This window comes from Amycolatopsis mongoliensis (assembly GCF_030285665.1).
Classification (GTDB): Bacteria; Actinomycetota; Actinomycetes; order Mycobacteriales; family Pseudonocardiaceae; genus Amycolatopsis; species Amycolatopsis mongoliensis.
Map to the genome: position 1 here is coordinate 4,304,171 of NZ_CP127295.1, position 19,784 is coordinate 4,323,954.

Annotated in this window: 21 protein-coding genes; 10 read left to right on the top strand and 11 right to left on the bottom strand. The window is 71.5% G+C overall.

Annotation, left to right across the window (positions count from 1 at the left end; all coding sequences use genetic code 11):
- Together QRX60_RS21075 and QRX60_RS21080 are read right to left on the bottom strand one after the other, a co-directional pair.
- On the bottom strand, positions 1-1,431 hold the full coding sequence (locus QRX60_RS21075; protein ID WP_286002472.1) for a sensor domain-containing diguanylate cyclase: 1,431 nt from the start codon (positions 1,429-1,431) through the stop codon (positions 1-3).
- A 314-nt stretch (positions 1,432-1,745) separates the two neighbouring features.
- Entirely contained in the window at positions 1,746-2,993 is a 1,248-nt protein-coding gene (locus QRX60_RS21080; protein WP_286002473.1) for an MFS transporter, read from the bottom strand.
- Between the two features lie 351 nt (positions 2,994-3,344).
- Between QRX60_RS21080 and QRX60_RS21085 the strand changes: the two genes are divergently transcribed.
- The gene (locus QRX60_RS21085) at positions 3,345-4,241 is read left to right on the top strand and encodes an SDR family NAD(P)-dependent oxidoreductase (RefSeq protein ID WP_286002474.1); all 897 of its coding nucleotides are present in this window, start codon (positions 3,345-3,347) and stop codon (positions 4,239-4,241) included.
- A 91-nt stretch (positions 4,242-4,332) separates the two neighbouring features.
- Here the strand turns inward: QRX60_RS21085 and QRX60_RS21090 are convergent, their stop codons facing one another.
- Entirely contained in the window at positions 4,333-6,189 is a 1,857-nt protein-coding gene (locus QRX60_RS21090) for an AMP-dependent synthetase/ligase (RefSeq protein ID WP_286002475.1), read from the bottom strand.
- A gap of 198 nt (positions 6,190-6,387) precedes the next feature.
- On the opposite strand from QRX60_RS21090, the gene QRX60_RS21095 reads away from it, so the two are divergent.
- The 5 genes from QRX60_RS21095 (at position 6,388) to QRX60_RS21115 (ending at position 11,520) form a co-directional block, all read left to right on the top strand.
- Complete coding sequence (locus QRX60_RS21095) at positions 6,388-7,044, top strand: transcriptional regulator (RefSeq protein WP_286002476.1); 657 nt, start codon at positions 6,388-6,390, stop codon at positions 7,042-7,044.
- A gap of 598 nt (positions 7,045-7,642) precedes the next feature.
- Positions 7,643-10,150, top strand: a complete 2,508-nt coding sequence (locus QRX60_RS21100; RefSeq protein ID WP_286003659.1) for a sensor histidine kinase — start codon at positions 7,643-7,645, stop codon at positions 10,148-10,150.
- Positions 10,150-10,569 (top strand): roadblock/LC7 domain-containing protein, encoded by a 420-nt coding sequence (locus tag QRX60_RS21105; RefSeq protein WP_284745731.1) that lies wholly within the window; start codon positions 10,150-10,152, stop codon positions 10,567-10,569. The genes QRX60_RS21100 and QRX60_RS21105 overlap by 1 nt, the downstream gene beginning before the upstream one ends.
- Positions 10,566-10,937: a DUF742 domain-containing protein gene (locus tag QRX60_RS21110; protein ID WP_286002477.1), complete on the top strand. Its 372-nt coding sequence runs from the start codon at positions 10,566-10,568 to the stop codon at positions 10,935-10,937. The genes QRX60_RS21105 and QRX60_RS21110 overlap by 4 nt, the downstream gene beginning before the upstream one ends.
- Positions 10,918-11,520, top strand: a complete 603-nt coding sequence (locus QRX60_RS21115; protein WP_086674902.1) for a GTP-binding protein — start codon at positions 10,918-10,920, stop codon at positions 11,518-11,520. Before QRX60_RS21110 ends, QRX60_RS21115 begins: the two co-directional genes overlap by 20 nt.
- A 24-nt stretch (positions 11,521-11,544) precedes the next feature.
- On the opposite strand, the gene QRX60_RS21120 is transcribed toward QRX60_RS21115, so the two are convergent.
- Complete coding sequence (locus tag QRX60_RS21120) at positions 11,545-11,994, bottom strand: DoxX family protein (RefSeq protein WP_286002478.1); 450 nt, start codon at positions 11,992-11,994, stop codon at positions 11,545-11,547.
- Between the two features lie 113 nt (positions 11,995-12,107).
- On the opposite strand from QRX60_RS21120, the gene QRX60_RS21125 reads away from it, so the two are divergent.
- Complete coding sequence (locus QRX60_RS21125; RefSeq protein ID WP_286002479.1) at positions 12,108-12,575, top strand: NUDIX domain-containing protein; 468 nt, start codon at positions 12,108-12,110, stop codon at positions 12,573-12,575.
- Here QRX60_RS21125 and QRX60_RS21130 read toward each other — a convergent pair.
- The 4 genes from QRX60_RS21130 to QRX60_RS21145 all read right to left on the bottom strand — a co-directional run bounded on the left by QRX60_RS21130 (position 12,565) and on the right by QRX60_RS21145 (position 15,981).
- Entirely contained in the window at positions 12,565-13,212 is a 648-nt protein-coding gene (locus tag QRX60_RS21130; protein WP_286002480.1) for an HAD family hydrolase, read from the bottom strand. The two genes, QRX60_RS21125 and QRX60_RS21130, sit on opposite strands and share 11 nt — an antisense overlap.
- Before the next feature lie 54 nt (positions 13,213-13,266).
- The gene (locus tag QRX60_RS21135) at positions 13,267-14,058 is read right to left on the bottom strand and encodes an alpha/beta fold hydrolase (protein WP_286002481.1); all 792 of its coding nucleotides are present in this window, start codon (positions 14,056-14,058) and stop codon (positions 13,267-13,269) included.
- Positions 14,055-14,705: a DUF998 domain-containing protein gene (locus QRX60_RS21140; RefSeq protein ID WP_286002482.1), complete on the bottom strand. Its 651-nt coding sequence runs from the start codon at positions 14,703-14,705 to the stop codon at positions 14,055-14,057. The genes QRX60_RS21135 and QRX60_RS21140 overlap by 4 nt, the downstream gene beginning before the upstream one ends.
- 154 nt (positions 14,706-14,859) lie before the next feature.
- Positions 14,860-15,981, bottom strand: coding sequence for a metallophosphoesterase (locus tag QRX60_RS21145; RefSeq protein ID WP_286002483.1), 1,122 nt, complete (start codon positions 15,979-15,981; stop codon positions 14,860-14,862).
- Between the two features lie 97 nt (positions 15,982-16,078).
- On the opposite strand from QRX60_RS21145, the gene QRX60_RS21150 reads away from it, so the two are divergent.
- Together QRX60_RS21150 and QRX60_RS21155 are read left to right on the top strand one after the other, a co-directional pair.
- Positions 16,079-16,351 carry a DUF6412 domain-containing protein gene (locus QRX60_RS21150; protein WP_286002484.1) on the top strand — a complete coding sequence of 91 codons (273 nt, stop codon included), beginning with the start codon at positions 16,079-16,081 and terminating at the stop codon, positions 16,349-16,351.
- Between the two features lie 63 nt (positions 16,352-16,414).
- Positions 16,415-17,071 carry a YidC/Oxa1 family membrane protein insertase gene (locus QRX60_RS21155; protein ID WP_286002485.1) on the top strand — a complete coding sequence of 219 codons (657 nt, stop codon included), beginning with the start codon at positions 16,415-16,417 and terminating at the stop codon, positions 17,069-17,071.
- Here QRX60_RS21155 and QRX60_RS21160 read toward each other — a convergent pair.
- The gene (locus QRX60_RS21160; RefSeq protein WP_286002486.1) at positions 17,054-17,467 is read right to left on the bottom strand and encodes a DnaJ family domain-containing protein; all 414 of its coding nucleotides are present in this window, start codon (positions 17,465-17,467) and stop codon (positions 17,054-17,056) included. The two genes, QRX60_RS21155 and QRX60_RS21160, sit on opposite strands and share 18 nt — an antisense overlap.
- Before the next feature lie 68 nt (positions 17,468-17,535).
- On the opposite strand from QRX60_RS21160, the gene QRX60_RS21165 reads away from it, so the two are divergent.
- A complete protein-coding gene (locus QRX60_RS21165) occupies positions 17,536-18,306 on the top strand; it encodes a TetR/AcrR family transcriptional regulator (RefSeq protein WP_286002487.1) in 771 nt (256 codons plus the stop codon).
- Here QRX60_RS21165 and QRX60_RS21170 read toward each other — a convergent pair.
- Together QRX60_RS21170 and QRX60_RS21175 are read right to left on the bottom strand one after the other, a co-directional pair.
- Entirely contained in the window at positions 18,303-18,569 is a 267-nt protein-coding gene (locus tag QRX60_RS21170) for a hypothetical protein (RefSeq protein ID WP_286002488.1), read from the bottom strand. The genes QRX60_RS21165 and QRX60_RS21170 overlap by 4 nt on opposite strands.
- Entirely contained in the window at positions 18,566-19,717 is a 1,152-nt protein-coding gene (locus QRX60_RS21175; RefSeq protein ID WP_286002489.1) for a lytic transglycosylase domain-containing protein, read from the bottom strand. Before QRX60_RS21175 ends, QRX60_RS21170 begins: the two co-directional genes overlap by 4 nt.
- Positions 19,718-19,784: the final 67 nt, after the last annotated feature.

Here is a 19,784-nt window from a genome sequence, read left to right on the forward strand (position 1 = left end):
TCACGAATCCCCGGGAGCCGGGAGCCCGCCTCCCGGCGTGTCCGGCGCGAAACAGACCTGGTCCCGCCCGTTCTCCTTGGCCAGGTACACCGCCGCGTCCGCCGACTGCAGCAACCGCTCCAGCGTGTCGCCGTGCCGCGGGTGGCGGGCCACCCCGATCGAGGTGGTCCGGCCGGCGATCGTCGCCGGATCGCCGCGTTTGTCCGTGGTCACGATATGCAACTTGGCAATCGCAACACGTATCCGTTCGGCCGCGTCCCAGGTCGACTCTTCGTCGATGTCCGGGAGCAGAATGAGGAATTCCTCACCCCCGAAACGGCCGACCAAGTCGCTCGGCCGAGTCACTTCGTCGAGGGTTTGCGCAACCGTCCGGAGCACGTCGTCGCCCGCCGGATGTCCATAGGTGTCGTTAATCCACTTGAAGTGATCGAGATCGACCATCAGCAGCGCCAGTTGATCACCCGATCGAGCGGTCCGTTCCAGTGCCCGCTCGGCCGACTCCGACCAGCCGCGCATGTTGAGAATCCCGGTTTTCGGGTCCGTCCGGACGTCGTTCTGGAGCTGATCGAGTTCCGCGAGGCGATTGAAGACGACGGTGACCACGGCCATCACCGCGACCATCGGCGGCACGGCGGCGAGCAGGATCGCGGTCACCGCGCCCAGGCCGATGGTGATGGCTTCGAGGGTGTTGTCGGCGGGGCTGCCGAGGACGTTACGAACCGTGCGCCCGGCGGGGGATCCGAGCAGCAGGACCCCGCCCACGTACGCGATCTGGATGGCCTCGTAGATGGCGCCGGTGAGGACGATCGTGCCGAACTCGCGGAGGAAGCCGCCCCAGTCCGGCGGCCCGAGCAGGTGCGGTCCCAGTGCCGTGTAGGTGACGTGCGCGAGCGTGCCGGCGAGGCCGTGCGTGATCGACGAAAACACGAAGTTGTTGGCCGGTCGGCGCGCGATGAACCAGTGCTGCGCCCGGACGACCGCGATGACGAACAGAATGAGCGGAATCGGCAGGACCATTGCCGCGGAAAACGTCCAGACGGCGGTGAGGTCGATCAGCACCGTTTTTGTCCGGTCCCGCCGCCGTTCTTCCTGGCGTTGGGTCAGCTGAATGTGCACGGTGGCACCGGCCGCCAGAATGGCGAAATTGATCCAGTCGTTTCCGGACGGAATCGGCGAACGCGCGAACGCGACGGCGAGAATGGCGACCGCGACGGCTTCGGCCGCGAGCATGAACGCGACCTGTGCCGGCCGGCGGCGCCACAGCGCCCAGTTGCGCGGCCGGTAGGGGTGCCCGCTCCGGGCAGGCACGAGTGGACCACCGGTCGTGGCTGCTGACCCGTCCGTGGTCACGCCCTGTTCCCTTGCGGTTTCCCGCTGCGTCGGGGCCGGCTCGCCCGGCGCGCCCGGCACGCCGTCCGGTCCTGGATGCAATTGGTCACCTCCTTTCCAGCCTAGTCGCCGCCTTGAGTAATCTCATCGGTACCTGGCAGAGTGTTCACGCATTCCGTGGCCGGGTACCATCCCACAGCAACGGACTTGCCGCGGACTCGGAGGAACTGCCGGGAACGCGGCGCAAAAGGTTCCGCGAGACTCTCCCCGCACGGAGGTGGCCCCCATGAGCAACCGCGACTTCTGAACCACCCGCGAATTGTCGCCCGCGACGCCCGCGAATGCCATTCATGATCTTGCTCGCACGGAGAGGTGGCACCCGATGGCCAACCGTGACTTCTGATCCCCGCACCCGCTCATGACAGCCGCGATTCCGGTTCCGCACCGCCGACCCGGCGCCACGACACCGCGACCGGCACCGCCAGCAGCAGTCCCAGCGCCCCCGCGAGCGCGATCGTCGCGTTCGCGGAGCCGACCCATTGGGCCACCAGCCCGCCGATGCCCACGCCCACGCCCTGGGCCACCCGCAGCCCCGTCCGGTAGAGCCCGCCGGCGCTGCCCCGGATGTCGTTGGGCACCCACGTGATGAACGTGGCCGACACCGTGATGACATATGCGCCCGTCGCACCGGCCAGCGCAAGCAGGACCAGTGCGAGCGCCAGGCCCGGGCGCAGCGCGAACGCCGCGAGCGCGGCCAGCGGCAGCGCGGCCAGCACTCCCAGCAGCCGGCGGCGGTGCTCCGTCGAGACGAACCGCGAAAGCAGGAACGTCCCGACGACGAAGCCCAGCGGATCGGCCGCCAGCAGCCAGCCCACCGCTTGGTCGCCCGCGCCCAGTTGTGCGGCGAGCGGCGCGGCGAGGCCCTCCGGGATCACCGCGAGGCCGACGAGCCACGACAGGTAGAGCAGCACGCGCAGCCGTTCGTCGCCGAAAACCTGCCGGACGGCGCCGAACCAGGGGGCGCCGCCGTCCCCCGCGGCCGGTCGCCGCAGGATCGCCAGCCGCACGGCGACGGCGGCGACCAGGAACGTCACCGCGTCGATCGCCAGGGCCCACGACGTGCCGACGCCGGTCACCAGCAGACCGCCGGCGGCGAGTCCGGCCAGCATCGCCGTGTTGTTCGTGATCCCGCGCAGGTCCTGGCTCTGCAGGTAGACGTCGTCGTCGGCGAAGATCTCCCGGCCGAGCGCGTTCTGCGCCGCGTTGCACGGCGCGTTCGCCAGCCGGGCGAAGACGAAGAGGACGAACAGCCAGCCCATCGGCATCCCGGGCACGGCCATCAGCCCGATCAGCGCGGCCTGCGCGAGCGAGCCGGCCGTCAGCACCGCGCGCCGCGGGAACCGGTCCGCGAGCTGGGACAACCCGAGCCCGCCGGCGAGCGCGGGCAGGAACGTCAGCGAGTAGACGACGGCCGAGAGCAGCGGCGACCCGGTCCGGTCGAAGATCAGGATGGCCAGCGCGACGATGGTCAGCTGGTCGCCGAGCATCGACTGCGTTTCGGCGAACCACAGCGCGCGGAACTCCCGGTTGGCCAGGACGGCCCGGAGCCGGGGGGTAGCGCGCGTCGTCACCTCGTAACCACCGTCCCCCGATCGAGTGAACATGGACCGTCCGCATTGTGCCTCGCCAGTGACGGCCCCATCCGGGGGAGTCACGGTCGACCGGCTGCAAGCACTGACAGTATGCCGCCGACTACGCGCCGACGTTCCCGGAACGCGCGTCACTGCTCCCTTCGGAGCCGATCGGGTTACGCCGCCGACGAGGGGCCGTGATTGGCCGTGACCGGCGCGTGGGTACCTCCGGACTGATCGAACCGGATTCGCTCGGCGCAGAGCGGCAGCCGCTCGTCGTCGCGACCATGCCCCACTGGACCGAATGGGCCAAGACTGGACCCAGAGCCGGCCGGGGTGGACGGACCGCGCCGCCGCCGGCGCGCGCAGAGCGGGGAGATGACGATGGACGGGTTGATGCAGGGCAGGGCGGTCGTGGTGACCGGCGCCGGCCGTGGCCTGGGCGAGGCGTTCGCGGTGCACGTCGCGCGCGCGGGCGGGTCGGTGGTCGTCAACGACATCGACGTCGAGCTCGCCGAGCGGACGGCGGAGAACATCCGCGCGCACGGTGGCCGCGCCGTGGCCAGCGGGCACAGCGTGGCCGAGGCCGGGGAGGCGCAGGAGATCGTCGACCTGTGCGTCAAGGAGTTCGGCGGGATCGACGGGCTGGTCAACAACGCCGGCCTGAACTACGAGGCACTGCCCTGGGAAGACGACGCCGAGCAGGCGCGCGAGCTCGTCGGGGTCAACGTCATGGGCGTGGTGAACACCGGGCTGGCCGCGATCAAGGCGATGGTCGACGCCGGTACCGGCGGTTCGATCGTCAACATCTCTTCGGGTGCGTCGCTCGGGCAGCGCAAGCTCGGCGTGTACGCGGCGAGCAAGGGCGCGGTCGCCTCGCTGACCTACTCCTGGGCGCTCGACCTCGAGGAGGCCGGGATCCGCGTCAACGCCGTCTGCCCACTTGCGCACACGCGGATGGTGTGGAAGTCCGAGCGCTCGCTGCGCGCCTGCCCGCCGGACCGCACGCCGTCGCGGATCGCGCCGGTGGTGCTGTTCCTGCTCGGCGACGGCTCGCACGGCATCACCGGCCAGATGATCCGGTGCAACGGCCCGCAGCTGCACGTCATGGGCCAGCCGTTCCTCAAGCAGCCGATCCTCGAGCGCCCGGTGTGGGACACCGAGACCGTGCAGAAGGCGTTCGACGAGGTCTTCTCCGCCCACCTGGAGAACTACGGCCTGGAAAAGCGCGTCCCGCCGCGGCTGCGCAAGTGGACCGACACTTCGCCCCGTACCGCCTGACCACTTTGCTCTTCAAAGCCGAGCTTTCCCTAGGAAAGATGCGTCCGGGGGGCCTTCGGACGCATCTTTCCTGGAGAAAGTGGCGAGTGGGCTACGCGCCGGCGGCGGGTTCGGGGGCGCGGGCCGCCGCGTAGAGGGCCTCGATGTCGGCCGAGTAGCGGTCGTTGATGACCCGGCGCTTGAGCTTGAGCGTCGGGGTCAGCTCGCCGGACTCGGGCGTCCACGCCTTCGGCAGCACGTGGTAGCGCTTGATCTGCTCGATCCGGGCCAGCCTGCTGTTCGCCGATTCGACCGCGCGTTCCAGCTCGGCCCGCACGGCCGGGTGGTCGGCGAGCTCCTCGGGCGCCGCTTCGACGCCGTTCGCCGCGGCCCAGCCGGGCGCGATCTCGTCGTCGAGCACGATCAGTGCCGTCACGTACGGCCGGTCGTCGCCGATCGCGACCGCCTGGCCGATCAGCGGGTGCTCCTTGAGCAGGCCCTCGACGCGGGTCGGCGCGATGTTCTTGCCGCTCGAGGTGATGATCAGTTCCTTCTTGCGGTCGGTGATCGTCACGAAGCCGTCTTCGTCGATCGTGCCGATGTCGCCGGTGGCGTACCAGCCGTCGGCGTCGGTGGCGTCCTTGATCGTCCCGTCCTCCTGCAGGTAGCCGAGGAAGACGATCGGCCCGCGCACCAGCAGCTCGCCGTCTTCGGCGACCTTCACCTCGACGTCGGCGAGGGGTTTGCCGACCGTGCCCGCGCGGAAGTGCTCACCGGAGTTCGACGTCGCCGCCCCGGTCGTCTCCGACAGACCCCAGACCTCGCAGATCTCGACGCCGAGGCCGGCCAGGAAGTAGATGATCTCCACCGGCAGGGCGGCCGCGCCGCTGGACGCGACCAGCACCTTGTCGAGCCCGAGCAGCGCGCGGATCGGGGCGAGCGCGGTCTCGTCGGTCTGCTTGATCTTCTCGGCCAGCTCCTCGGGCACCGGCTGCCCGGCGCTGCGCAGCTTGTAGCCCTGCTGCAGCAGCTCGTTCGCCTGCAGCAACGCGGTGCGCTTGTCCTCGGGCACGCCGCCGAGCATGTTCTTCAGCCCCGCGACCATTTTCTCCCACACGCGCGGGACGCCGAAGAAGCTCTCCGGGTGCACCTGGCCGAGCGCGCCGACGACGCCGGACGGATCGGCGAGCGTGTGCACGTGGCCGGCCCACACGATCGGCAGGTAGATCGACAGCTCCCGCTCGGCGATGTGCGCGAGCGGCAGGTACGCGATGTTCGTCGCGTGCATCGGCGGGTGGTGCAGCTCCGTCACCGCGTACGCCTGGTGGATCGCGTTGCGGTGCGACAGCACGACGCCCTTGGGGTCGCCGGTCGTGCCGGAGGTGTAGATCATGGACAGCGGGTCGTCCGGCTTGATCTCCTGCCAGGACCGCTCGAAGACGCCGGGGTCGGCGGCAAGCGCTTCCCGGCCCCGGGCGCGGAGGTCGGCGAAGGAGAGGAACCGGTCGTCCCCGCCGGGGATCGCGGCCGCGTCCATCACGACGATGTGGCGCAGGGCCGGGAGGTCTTCGAGCACCGGCTGCCAGCGCGTCAGTTCGCTCTCCCCGCCGAGCACCACGACCGGCGCCGCACTGTGCCGGGCGACGAACCGGATCTGGTCCGGGCTGAGCGTTGCGTAGGCGGTGCACGGGATCGCGGACAGGTGCGTCGCGGCGAGGTCGGCGATGATGTGGTCCGGGCAGCCGGGCGCCATGATCAGCATGCGGTCACCCTTGGTGAGCCCGAGCCCGGCGAGGCCGCGGGACACCTCCGCGATCGCGGTGCGGAACTCCAGCCAGCTGAGTGTCGGCTTGCCTTCGAGGTCGAGCGAGGTGATCGCCGGCAGGTCCGGGTACTCGACCGCATTGCGGTGCAGCAGCCGCGGGATCGTCAGGCCTTCGGTCTGCTCGGCGACGGACGGGGTGGTCAACGCTGGCCTCCTCGAAAGCGGCGGAAAGCCACACTGTATTGGCTCTCGCGCCGGGTGGATAGAGAATCGCGGCCACGTCAAACGCCCCCTTTACGCGCACTCGCACGGTCAGCTCCTCACGACCGTCCACAGTGCACACGGGCGGCCGCGCGCGAACCGCGCTTCAATGGAGGGGACGACCGACTCCGGGGGGAACCGATGACGCGCTCGGCTCGCGCACTGCTCGACGAGATCCAGCGGGAGCTCGCGCCCCGCGACGACGACAACCTGCTCGTCCCGTCGATCACCGCGGGCCGGGCGCCGCGCGCGGTGTTCGCGGCGCTCGCCGCGGAGGAGAAGCGGATCACGCTCAGCGACTGGCGGAGCTTCCACGCGCTCGCCGCTCGCGCCGACGAACCGCACGCACGCACTTTCTTCGGCGGTCTCGCGCCGGGGGAGCAACAGGCGAACGGGATGCTCGACGCGTTGATCGCGGCCGCTGGTCCGGACCACGGCGAGGAACGCCCGCGCGCGGGCTGCCAGGCCTACCCGGCGTACGTCGCGTGGCTCGCGCTGAACGGCGAATCGTCGGCGACCGCGGCCGGGATCTACGCGAACTTCGCCGCCTTCGGCCGGTACTGCAAGGACGTCGCCGCCGGCATGCGCGAGCACTACGGCTTCGCCGACGACGCCTGCGCGTTCTTCGACTTCTTCGCTGCGGACGTTCCGGAAATTGAGGAACAAGCACTCGCCGCCATCCAGGCCGGGCTCGACGCGCGCCGGCTCGACGAACGCGAAGCCCACCTCTGCGCGCGGCTCTTCCAGAGCTACGAGCTGCAGTTCTGGAACACCCTCGCCGCCGAGTTCCGGGGGTGACGGTGGCGGAACCGGTTCCGGGTCTTTCGGGGCTGCCACGCGGTGTGGCCGAACCATCGCACATGCGGAATGGTGGGAATTCCGGCTCGCTCCCCGAGGAATCCGAGGCGATGGCGTCGAATGCCGTGCATTTCCGCTTTGCGGAGGGTCGCCATGCCGAACGAAGGGGCCGGAAGGTGAGGCGAGGACGAGGTCGTGACCTTTCTCACCGAACGATTCGCCGCGTTCGTACGTAGCGGCCGCGGCCCCGGCGCTTGGGTCGATCGCACCACCGGAGAGCCTGCACCCAAGGTACGGAACGGAAGTAGCGCTGGGACGAACGTCACGACTTTCGGTGGTGGACTTTCCAAGCGCAGGCAGCAAGTGTGGAGGGGTCACCGTTCCAAGATCACGTTATCGCCACGGACTTGACGCGCCCTGGAGGGCTGCATAACGTCGTCGCGGGCGAAGCAGACCACGGTGATGTTGATCCGGCTGGTCGGAATCCGGGTGTTGACCGCCTCGGGCGACCCGAAACCATGTACTGCCGGAAGGAAAACGGACCCAGGTGAAGCAGATTTCTCTTCGACGCAACCGGGGATCCTCGATTCGGAAGCGCGTGCTCACGATCGCGCTGATCCCCAGTGTGGCCCTGCTGCTCGTCGGTGTGGCGCTCGCGGGGTACCTCATCTACGACGCGGTCACGGCTCGCGACTACACGACCAAGATCCGGAACTCGGAAGCTCCGGCGATCCCGTTCTTCGCCGCGCTGCAGCAGGAGCGCCAGGCGACGCTGAGCCTGCTCGCCGGCCAGGGCAACCAGCGCGCCGTGCTCGCGGCCGTCCGCCCGAAGGTGGACGCGACCGCCGCGAAGGAGATCGAGAACCTCAAGGACAACTTCGCCGACTACGCCGGGACGCCGCCGAGCGTCCAGAAGAACATCGCCACGTTCTTCGGGCTCTTCCAGCAGCTGCCGCAGACCCGCCAGGCGGTCGACGGCGGCCAGGTGCAGATGCTCCAGGCCTTCACCTTCTACAACAAGATGATCGACCAGTTCACCGACGGCGTCGCCGGGCTGGCGCAGAACGCCCGTGGCGCGCAGAACGCGTTCGACCGGCTGACGGCCATCCCGCTGTTCACCGCGGCGGACGCGATGCAGCGCAGTGACGCGCTCGCCGCGGCCGGGCTGGCCGCGGGCGGGCTCGGCAACGACGAGTTCCGCACCTACGTCGGCCAGGTCGGTGCCTACCACGCCCAGCTCGACGCGTCGGCGCCGAAGATGATCCCCGAGGTCAAGGCGAAGTACGACCAGTTGCTGGCCAGCCAGCCGTGGCAGACGGTGACCCAGGTCGAGACCGCGTTCCTGCGCGGCGACCTGTCGAAGCTGCCGGTGGCGCAGGACCAGTGGCGCACGGCCGCCCGCCAGGTCGGCGACGCCCTGATGGGCATCTTCGTGGCGCAGAGCTCCAACGCGAGCCAGGCGGCGATCGACGACGCCGACTCGACGTTCACCGAGTCGCTGATCGCCGGTGTGATCGCCGTCCTGTTCGCGGTCTTCGTGGTGTTCGTCGCCGTCCGGCTGTCGAACCGGCTCATCGGCCGGCTGCACCGGCTGCGCGAGGACACCCTCGACGCCGCCGAGGTCCGGCTGCCCGAGCTGGTCGCCCGGGTCCAGGCGGGCGAGCCCGTCGACCTCGAAGAGGGCGGGCACTTCCTCGACCACGGCACCGACGAGATCGGCCAGGTCGCCGACGCGTTCAACAAGGCGCAGCAGACCGCCATCGCGGCCGCCATCGACGAGGCGAAGACCAAGGAAGGCACCAAGGCGGTGTTCCTCAACATCGCCCACCGCAGCCAGGTCATCGTGCACCGCCAGCTCAAGGTGCTCGACCAGGCCGAGCGCAAGCAGGAGGACCCGGAGCAGCTGGACACCCTGTTCCAGCTCGACCACCTCTCCACCCGCGCCCGCCGCAACGCCGAGAACCTGATCATCCTCGGTGGCGGGCAGCCGGGCCGGCAGTGGCGCAACCCGGTCGGGCTGGCCGAGCTGGTCCGCGGCGCGTCCGCCGAGACCGAGGACTTCGCCCGGGTCAAGACGGCGGCGCTGCCGCAGATCGCCATCCGCGGCCCGGTCGTCGGCGACCTCGTGCACCTGCTCGCCGAGCTGATCGACAACGCGACGTCGTTCTCGCCGCCGCAGTCGCGGGTCGAGGTCCGCGGCAACGTGGTCGGCAAGGGCGTCGTGATCGAGGTCGAGGACCAGGGCCTCGGGCTCGAGCCGGACCAGACCGAAGAGATCAACGCGATGCTGGCCGCCCCGCCGGACTTCGGGATCATGGCCCTGTCCGACGAACCGCGCCTGGGCCTGTTCGTGGTCGCGCGGCTGGCCGCCCGCCACGGCATCCAGGTCCACCTGCGGGAGTCGGCCTACGGCGGCACCCGGGCCATCGTGCTGGTGCGCACCGACCTGCTCGCCCCGCTCACCGAGTCCGAGCCGGAGCAGCCGATCACCCCGCCGAAGCCGGAGCTCGTGCCGAACCCGGTCGAGCCGGAGCCGGTGAACGACGAGGTCGCGCCGCTGCGGCGGCCGGTTCGCCGCCCGGCCCGCCACCGGACCGAGCCGCCGCTGCCGGTGTCCCAGCCCGACCCGGTTCCGCCCGCCCCGCCGGTGCCGGTGCCGCCGCCGGCCCCGGCGCAGCCGCCGTCCGTGCCGACGCCGGTGTCCGTCGGGTCCGTCTCCGAGCCGGTCAGCCAGCCGACGCAGGCCCAGCCGATCGCCCCGGTGCGTCCCGCGGCCCCGCCCGCCCGGACGTCGCGCCCGGCCCGCCCCGCCGCGCAGCCGCCGGTGTGGCCGCCGTCGGAGCCGCGGCCCGCGATCCCGGAAGGCCGGCCGCAGCAGCCGCGCCGCCCGGAGGCGCCCGGCCGCCCGCCGCTGCCGCAACGGCGACGTCAGCAGAGCCTCGTGCCCCAGTTGCGGGAAGATAGGCCCGCACAGGAGCGCGAAGAGGTCAGGCTGGACTCGCCGGAAGCCGCCCGCAGCCGGCTGTCCGCCTTCCAGCAGGGCACCCGCCGGGCCCGTGACGAAGAACCGGCTGAGAACGACGACAGGTACGGAGAGCGCGAGTAATGGCCAACTCAGGCGTCAGTGAGCTCGACTGGCTGCTGGACGACCTCGTCAAGCGGGTCGCCGGGGCGGACCGCGCGGTGGTCCTGTCCTCGGACGGCCTGCTCATCGGGCGGTCGGGGAACCTCTCCGAAGAGGACGCCGAACACCTCTCGGCGGTCGCCTCGGCGTTCCAAAGCCTGGCGCGCGGCACCGGACGGCACTTCGGCGGCGGCAACGTGCGCCAGACGATGGTCGAGATGGACCACGCGTTCCTGTTCGTGACGGCGGCCGGGCGGGGCGCCTGCCTCGCCCTGCTGGCCCGCGAAGACGCGGACATGGGCCTCGTCGCGTACGAAATGAACCTGATGGTGAAGCGGGTCGGGCAGGTGCTCACCTCGGCTCCGCGGACCGGCGCCGGCGTCCTGCCCACGTCGCCATGACCGGACGGCACGAAGCCTGGTTCGACGACGAGGCCGGCCCGCTGGTCCGGTCCTACGCGGTCACGGGCGGCCGCACCCGGTCGGACACGCTCGGGCTCGACCTCATCACGCTCGTCGTCGCGCTGCGCACCGCGCACGAGGCGGGCATGCTCGAACCGGAGTACGCGCGCATCATCGCCCTGTGCCAGCGGCCGGTCTCGGTGGCCGAGGTGGCCGCGCGGGTCGATCTCCCGCTGCCCGTGGTCAAGGTGATGCTCAGCGACCTCATCGAGCAGAACCTGGTGCTGTTCCGTACCGCGGCACCGGTGCAGGAAACCCCCAACCGACACGTATTGCAGGCGGTCCTTGATGGCATCCGGAAACTCTGACCCCCGGCGGAACCTGACCGCGACCGCGGTCAAGGTACTCATCGCCGGCGGGTTCGGGGTCGGCAAGACCACGATGGTCGGTTCGGTGAGCGAAGTGCCGCCGCTGCGGACCGAAGAGGTCATCACGACCGCGTCCGAAGGGGTCGACGACCTCTCGGGGATCGAGCAGAAGACCACCACGACGGTCGCGCTCGACTTCGGCCGCATCACGATCAACCCCGACCTGATCCTCTACCTCTTCGGCACGCCGGGGCAGGACCGGTTCTGGTTCATGTGGGACGAGCTGGCGGAGGGCGCGCTCGGCGCCGTCGTGCTGGCCGACACCCGCCGGCTGGACAGCTGCTTCGCGGCGGTCGACTTCTTCGAGCGGCGCAACCTGCCGTTCGTCGTCGGCGTGAACTGCTTCGACGGCGCGTACCGCTACGGCACCGAGGAGGTCCGGCAGGCGCTCGACGTCGGCATGGACGTCCCGCTGCTGCTGTGCGACGCCCGCGAGCGGGAGTCGACGAAGCAGGTGCTGACCAGCCTGATGGAACACGTGATGGCGCGGTCCGACCTCGCGGCCGCCCAGGGCGGCTACTGATCGGACCGCGCGCTCGGTCTTCCTTCAGCGGCTACGGCGCTTGATGAGGGTGTCGAGGGCGAAGCGGCCCGGGCCGATCGCGGCGAACAGCAGGAAGATCCACGAGTAGACGGCGGCAGGCTCGCCCATGTTCTGCAGCGGCAGCAGGCCCATCGGGGCGTGCACGGTGAAGTAGGCGTAGGCCATCACGCCGGACAGCAGGATCGCGGCCGGCCTGCTGGCGAGCCCGACGAGGAGCAGTACCGCACCCGCGAGCTCGAAGACGCTGCCCCACCAGCCGGGGAACGAGCCGAACGGGACGCCGCCGCCCTGGCCGTCGATGCCACCGAAGAAGCCGAATCCCTGGAGGCCGTGGAAGCCGAACAGGAACGAGATCACGATCCGCGAGGCGCCGACGACGATGCCGGTGGCCGGGCTCTTGGTCTCGGTGCGGGTGGCGGCGGTCTGGGTCTCGGTGGTGATCGTGGTGGTCATCGGAGGTTCCTTCCCTGGGGTGTTCCTTGCCTTCTGCCTACGCGTCGAGTGGGTTCTCCCCGGATCGACAACCCCGCGGAAAAATCTTGGGAATCTTTCGGCAGACTGTGTCGATGGCGGGCAAACGCAGTGCCGGGCTCCTGCTCCACCGCGGGCGGGGCGAGGACGTCGAAGTGCTGCTCGGGCACATGGGCGGGCCGTTCTGGGCGAAGAAGGACGCGGCGGCGTGGTCGCTGCCGAAGGGCGAGCTGGACCCGGACGAGCCGCCGGAGCACGCGGCGCGGCGCGAGTTCGAGGAGGAGCTCGGCCTGCCCGCGCCGGACGGTGAGTACGTCCCGCTGGGCGAGGTGAAGCAGTCGGGCGGCAAGGTCGTCACGGCGTGGGCGGTCGAAGCCGACCTCGACCCGGCGGCGGTCGTGCCCGGGACGTTCACCATGGAGTGGCCGCCTCGCTCGGGAAAGCAGCAGGAGTTCCCCGAGGTCGACCGGGTGGCGTGGTTCTCCCTCGACGTCGCCCGGGAGAAGCTGGTGAAGGGCCAGCTGCCGTTCCTGGACCGGCTGCTGGCGCTGGTCAGCGGCTGAGCAGCGCCTCGAGGGTCTTGGCGGTGAACGACGGCAGCACGACGTCCGCCTGGCCGAAGTCGAGGCTCTCGGTGATGGCGTTCGGCACGGCGACGCAGGTCAGCCCGGCGGCCTTGGCCGAGGTGACGCCGTGGGGCGTGTCCTCGAAGGCGATGGACTCCCCGGGAAGGACGTCGAGGGCGTCGAGCGCGGCGAGGTAGAGGTCCGGGTCGGGCTTGGCCTTGTGGAGGTCCCCGGTGAGGACGGCGTCGAAGTAGCTCGCGATGCCGAGCCGTTCGAGGTGCGGGTTCACCCAGGCGCCGGACGAGCTGGAGGCGACGGCCAGCTTGAGACCGTGGTCCTTCGCGGTCTCCAGGTAGCTTCGGACGCCATCGCGCGTGCCGAGCTTTTCGAGGAGTTTCAGCACCCGGGCCCGGGTGACCGGCCGCAGCGCTTCGGGATCGATGCCGGGGACGTGCTCGGCGAGCAGGGCGAACATCGCGGGCGTGGTGTGCTGCGTGCCGATGACGGCGTACCAGGCTTCCATCGGCAGCTCGACCCCGTGGTCGCGGAACACCTCCCGCCACGACTGCAGGACGGCGGATTCGGTGTCGGCGAGGGTGCCGTCGAAGTCGAAGACCAGGGCGCGGGTGGGCACGCCTGCACCCTGCCCGGTCGGTGATCGACCGGGCAAGGGGGTGTGACGAGGGCGCTAGCTCAGGTAGAAGTCCGTCAGCACCGGGGCCAGCGCCGCCGCCTTCACGATGTGCGTCTGGCCCGGCAGCGTCTTGTACTCCGCCGACGGCAGCACCTTCGCCAGCGATGCCACGCCGTTGCGCATCCAGTCCGGGCTGCGGCCGCCGTCCACGGCCAGCGCCGGGACCTTCACCTCCGGCCACGCCGCCGGCAGCGGTGTCCCGGCCTGGTGCTCGACGACCAAGGCCGTGTCGTACGGGAGCGTGTGGGCCGCTCGCTTGAGCTTCGCCCAGAACGGCATGATCCGCATCATCGCCACCATCGCGCCGCCCAGGCCGACGCCTTCGGTCATGAACATCTTCACCGCCTGGCCGCGCTTCCCCGCGGCCAAAGCGGCGTCGAGGCGGGCCGGGTAGCCGGCCGGGACGCGCGGGCGGGTGCCGTCGACGACGAACGGCGGCTCGTACACCGCCAGCTTGGTCACCGGCAGACTGCGCGCCGCTTCGAGCGCCAGCGCGGCGCCGGAGGAGATGCCGAACAGGAACGCCTCCCCGCCCGCCTCCTTGACCAGCGCGGCGACGTCCTCGACCTCCCGCTCGACCGCGTAGGGCCCCGTGTCGGCGCTCTCACCGCGACCGCGGCGGTCGTAGGTGTGAACGGTGAAGTGCGCGGCCAGTTCCTTCGCGAGCGCGTCGTTCGGGGACGAGCCGCGGTAGCACATCGCGCCGTCGACGAGGACGAGCGCGGGACCCGACCCGGCGCGGGTGTAGGCGATCTTCGTGCCGTCGGTGGAAACCGTCGTGCTCATCGGGACTCTCCTCGCGCCATCAGGTGAGCGGACGTGGTGGCGAGCCAGGCGAAGGCGATCACCACGGCAGCCCAGAAACCGAGCGTGACGGCCGGGCTCGTCGATCCGGACGCTACGCCCGCGAAGCCCGCGAGGAACAGCAACCCGCTGAGCCGCGAGTACCACGCGCGGGCCGGCGTGAGGTGCGAGCCGATCGCGAAGCAGGCCGCGACCAGGGCGGCGAAGCCGATGCCGCCGGCGGCGAAGTGCAGCGTCCCGTGCCAGCTGATCGACGCAGGCGGGCCGGCGGGCGTGCCGGCCGGGAAGCCGTCCTGCGGGTCGGCGCGGAAGATGCCTGCGCAGAGCAGGCCGGCGCCGTAGACGGTCAGCAGTCTCGGCCCCCACCGGCCGGGCAGGACGCGCCGGATTCCGGCCGCGGCCGCGATCGTCAACAGGCCGGTGACCAGGAAGTTCGTGATCTGGACGAAGCCGAGCGAGCCGTTCGACAGGACGCTCGCGGGGTGCCGCGTGAAGTCGAAGCCGGCGCGGGTCAGGCCCTGGACGACACCGGTGCCGACGAAGACGGGCCCGGCGAGGATCCCGCAGGTCAGCAGGCCACGGGTGGTCGCAGGAGCGAGGGAGCGGGGGCGGATCGCGGTGGTGGTCATGGCGGACAGCGTGGCACCCGATGATTCGAGCTGTCAAGACAAGAAAAGTTGTCGGAAAGCGACGAGCGCCCCAAGGTGGCCTTGGTTGCGTTGAACGCACCGAAGGCGGCCTTCGGTGCGTTGAGCGCACCGAAGGCCACATTGGGGCGCTGGGTCAGGCGGCGCGCAGGGTGAGGAGCGTGATCTCGCTGGGCGCGAAGATCCGGAACGGCGGCCCCCAGAACCCGGTGCCCCGGCTGTTGTACAGCTGGGTCGGGCCGTGCCGGGTCAGTCCCGACAGCGTCGGCTGGTCGAGGCGCACCAGGAGGTGGAACGGCCAGATCTGGCCGCCGTGCGTGTGCCCGGAGATCTGCAGGTCGACGTCGGCTTCCCGCGCCTGGCGGACCTGCTTCGGCTGGTGTGCCAGCAACACGACCGGGACGTCGGCCGGCCGGTCGGCCAGCGCGAGGGTCAGGTCGGGGCCGTGGCCGGGCAGGCCGGAGGCCGCTCCGGTCGGGTCGTCGATGCCGGCGAACAGGATGCGGTCGCCGTCGCGTTCCAGGAGCGTCGAGCGGTTGTGCAGGGTGTCCCAGCCGAGCCCCTCCATGTGGTCGAGCCACGCCTGCGCTTCGCCGAAGTACTCGTGGTTGCCGGTGATGTAGAACCGGCCGAGCGCGGCCTGGACGCCGCCGAGCGGGTCGACCTGCTTGCGGCGCTTCGCCACCGCGCCGTCGGCGAGGTCGCCGGCGTGGCAGACGACGTCCGCTTCGAGGGCGTTGACCGCCGCGACGACCTTCTCCGACCACTTCGTCCGGTCGATCGGGCCGTAGTGGGTGTCGGTGAGGACGGCGACGCGCAGGCCGTCGAGGCCCGGGCCGAGCCGCGGGATGACGACGTCGGTCGCCTTCACCGGCGGCACCCGCATGGCGACGCGGTTGCCGTGCACGAGCAGGCCGGCCGCCACCACGAAGGTCACGCCCGCCACGATCCGCGACCGCGCCGGGTCGTCGACGCCGAGCAGCGCGGCGCGCAGCACCAGGCTCAGCACGGACCAGCTGAACAGCACCCAGATCACGGCCAGCAGCGAGTCACCGAGGCGGGCGCCGGCGTCGTGCTGGCGCCGTCCGTGGCCGCGGACCATGGCGACCGGCATGGTCACCAGGCCCAGCGCGAACACCGCGGTGCCGGCGATCGTGGCCGCCGTGCCCCAGTCCGGCGCGAGGACGAGCGTCCACCAGGGAACGGTGAACAGCAGGAGCAGCGCCAGGATCGGCACGACGACGAGTTGGCCTCTCATCGAACCAGGTTACAGCCCATCGGGCTGTTACCCGGGACGACCGGGTCACAGCCCGGTTCCGCTACCCTGGGGTCTCGGAGAAAGGGGGACGGCCGCCGTGAACACACTGCTGGAGCTGGCGTTCCCCGTCGTGACCAGCCCGACGACGCTGGTCGCCTTCGCCTCCCTCGCCGCCGCGAGCCTCTTGGTCGTGCTGCTGGTCGGCAGCACGCACGGCAGCGAACTCGCCCTGTGGTCGGCGCCGGTGCGCAGCCGCGTCACCGCCCTGCGCCGCCGGGCCCGGCACGCCGAGTCGATCCGCCTGCGTGACCCCGGCGCCCCGGGGCGCAGCAGGCCACGAGCACCCGGTTCCCGCAGCACGGCTGCGTAGGAACCCTTCCAGCGCAGCCATTCCGCGTACCCCCATCCCTTCCACTCTCGCGGAGTGCTGCCCATGTTCGGCTTTCTCGACGTGCCCGTGGCGGGCGCGTACCACCTGATCCACACGCTCACCGGCCCGCTGTCCACGGCGCTGGCCATCGTCCTGTTCACCCTCGGCGTGCGGCTGCTGCTGCACCCGCTCGCCCGGTCGGCGGCCCGCGGCGAGCGCTCCCGGGCCGCCTTGCTGCCGGAAATCCGGGCCCTGCAGGCCGAGCACGGCCGCGACCGGGAGCGGCTGGCCGCGGAGATGACGAAGCTGCAGCAGGAGTCCGGGACCTCGCTGTTCGTCGGCTGCCTGCCGATGCTGCTGCAGCTGCCGTTCTTCATGGTCATGTACCGGCTCTTCACCACGCCCACGGTCGGCGGCGAACCCAACTCGCTGCTCGGCGCGACGCTGTTCGGGACGCCGCTGGGCGCGCACGGCCTGGCCGGCAGCCCGCTCGTGTTCGTGATCGCGGCCGGGCTGGCGGTCGTGGCGTGGTTCTCGGTGCGATGGCAGGACCGTCACCGCGACGCGACCGCGGAGGTGCCGGGCGGCAAGCTGCTGCGGTTGCTGCCCTACGGCACGGTGCTCGCGACGCTGGTCGTGCCGCAGGCCGCCGGGATCTACCTGCTCACGACGACGGCGTGGACCGCGGCGGAACGGGCGCTGCTACGACGCGGCTCGTGAGCGCCGCCAGTCCTCGACGGCTTCCTCGACGTCCACCGGCGCCACGGTGAGCGGCGGGCCGGAGTGGTGGTTGAGGTAGGCCTGGCGGATCCGCTCGTTGAGGTCCTCGACGACCTCCCGCACCCGCCGTTCGGCCCGCTCGCCGGCGAGCCGGGCGGGCAGGTCCTGGACCTCGCGCTTGAGGGCGAGCGCCGGCGGCAGGAACGCCTTCGTGTCGTGGCCGCCGGCCCGGACCTGCCGCAGCACCCAGTCGGTCGCCGCGTCGTTGCCGGTGGGCTTCGGCAGCGGCTTGCCGGTGCCGGGAAGGTTGTCGAACTCGCCGCGGTCGCGGGCCTCGCCGATCTGCCGGTCGATCCACCAGCGGAAGGAGACCTTGGGCGGTTTGCGTCGGGTCATGCGTTCCAGAATGCCAGGTGGGGCGGTCGTCCCGGGTAGGATCTTCGGCGGAGGAGCGAGGGGAGCGCATGACCGCCGAACGCACTGGCGCCGAAAACGTGGACCGGACGCTCGCACTGCTCTGGCGTGCCCGCGGCGGTGCCGCCGAGCCGACCCGGGGACGCCGGCCGACGCTGACGATCGAGCGGATCGTCGCCGCGGCGATCGCGGTCGCGGACGCCGACGGGCTGTCCGCCGCGTCGATGCACCGCGTCGCCAAGGAGCTCGGCGCCGGCACGATGACGCTCTACACCTACGTGCCCGGCAAGGCCGAGCTGGTCGACCTGATGGTCGACGACGTGCTCGTCGAGCGGCGCCTGCCGGGGCCGGGCGAGCCGCGTCCGGCGGACTGGCGCGAGCAGGTGGCGCTCTACGCCGAGCGGACGCGCGCGGCGTACCGCACCCACCCGTGGCTGTGCGAGGTGTCGCGGGTCCGGCCGCCGCTCGGGCCCGGTCAGCTGGCCGGGCAGGAGTACCTGCTGTCCATCATGGACGGTCTGGGCCTGGCACCGCGGCAGGCCGTGGCCGCGGCCAACGGGATCGGCACGTACGTCGACGCGAACGCGGCGCTCGGCGCGGAGAACACCCGGCTCGAGCGCAGCACCGGGCAGTCGACCGAGGCGTGGTGGCACCAGCGGTCGACGTTCTGGGAGGACTACTTCGTGGTCGACGCGCACCCGGCGATGAACCGGATCTGGCTCGGCGGCGGCTTCGACGAGAGCGCGAAGGCCCAGGGCGACACGGCCTACGAGTTCGGCCTGGACCGGATGCTCGACGGCATCCAGGCGCTGGTCGGTTAGCGCCGGCTCCGCCACCTCGACCGGCGGCGTTCCTGCCGGGGCACCGACGGTTCCGGTGCGGTGCCCCCGCGCAGGACGTCCCGGCACTCGGGGTCGAACCGGCCGGGTGCCTCGATCATCGGTGCCGCCAGCACCACGTGCCCGCACACCGCGCGGAACCGCCCGTCGTGCCGGCCCGTCGCGAACTCGTCCTCGGTGACGGCATGGGTGTAGCCGTCGGTGTCGCAGCGGATGTGCACCAGGAACGGCTCCACCGGGCTCATCCCGTCGGGCTGGTCGTGGTGGTTCCGGTGGGCGTGCTCGCCGAATCGGCCGCGGTGCTGGTCGGCGCGGTGCTGGTCGTGGGCGTGGTGGTCGTCGACGGCGGCGGCGTCGTGGAGGACGCCGGCGGGGTCGTCGTCGGGTCGGTGGTGGGGCTTCCCGGCGTGGTGGCCGGGGTGGACGACGACGGTGACGTGGTGGTCGGCGGCGTCGAGGTGCCCGGCAGCGAGTCCGGCGGTTCGGTGGTCACCGGCGGCGCCGGCGGGGCGGGCGCGCCGACCGGACTGCCCGCGGCGGCGGAGTCCGGGGCGTCGGGGGCGCCGATCGGCACCTGGCTGTCGGGCAGCTGGGCGACCCCGCCGCGGTAGGCCGCGGCCCACGCCATCACCGTGTCCACATAGGACTGCGAGTTGTTGTAGCGGCGCACCGCGATGCGCTGGCCCGCGTCGGTCGACAGGTCCAGCCCGCCCGAGCACAGGTAGCGCGCGGTGGCCAGGGTCTCGTCGTAGATGTTGTTCGGGTTCGAGACGCCGTCGCCGTTGCCGTCGGAGGCGTAGCCCTTCCACGTGCCCGGGATGAACTGCGTCGGGCCGACCGCGCGGTCCCAGACGGCGTCGCCGTCGTACTTGCCGCCGTCGGTGTCCGGGATCGCGGCGAACGCGCCGGCGCCGTTGAGCACCGGGCCGAGGATGGGCTCGAGGGTGTCGCCGTTGGCGTTGACGTACCCGCCGCGCGCGTGGTTCGACTCGATCCGGCCGATGCTCGCGATCAGCGCCCAGTCGAGGTGGCAGTTCGGCTGTTCCTTCGCGAGGATCTCGGCGGCGTTCTTGTACGCCTTGAGCATGCTCCCCGGGATGCCGAGCGGCCCCGAGATGCCCGCCGAGCCGGCGTGGCCGCCGGGCACGACCAGCGGCGTCGGCAGCGGCGGCTGGGGGAGGCTGCCGTCGACGGCGACGGGCGGCATGACGATCTTCGGCGGCTGCAGCGGGGCGGCCTGGTCGGGCAGGGCGTTCCCGGCGCCGGCGATGACGACCGGCGTGGGCAGGCCGGTGGTCAGCGTGGGCAGCACGACGAGCGCGCCGCCGGCGAGCGCGGCCGCGGTGCGGCGGACTCCGCGCGTGCCCTTGCGACGTGGCCGGTGCTTCGGCATGGTCGTCCCCGCTTCCCTCGATCTTCGCTGATCGCCTCACCCGATCGGCCCCACCCACCGGTACTGA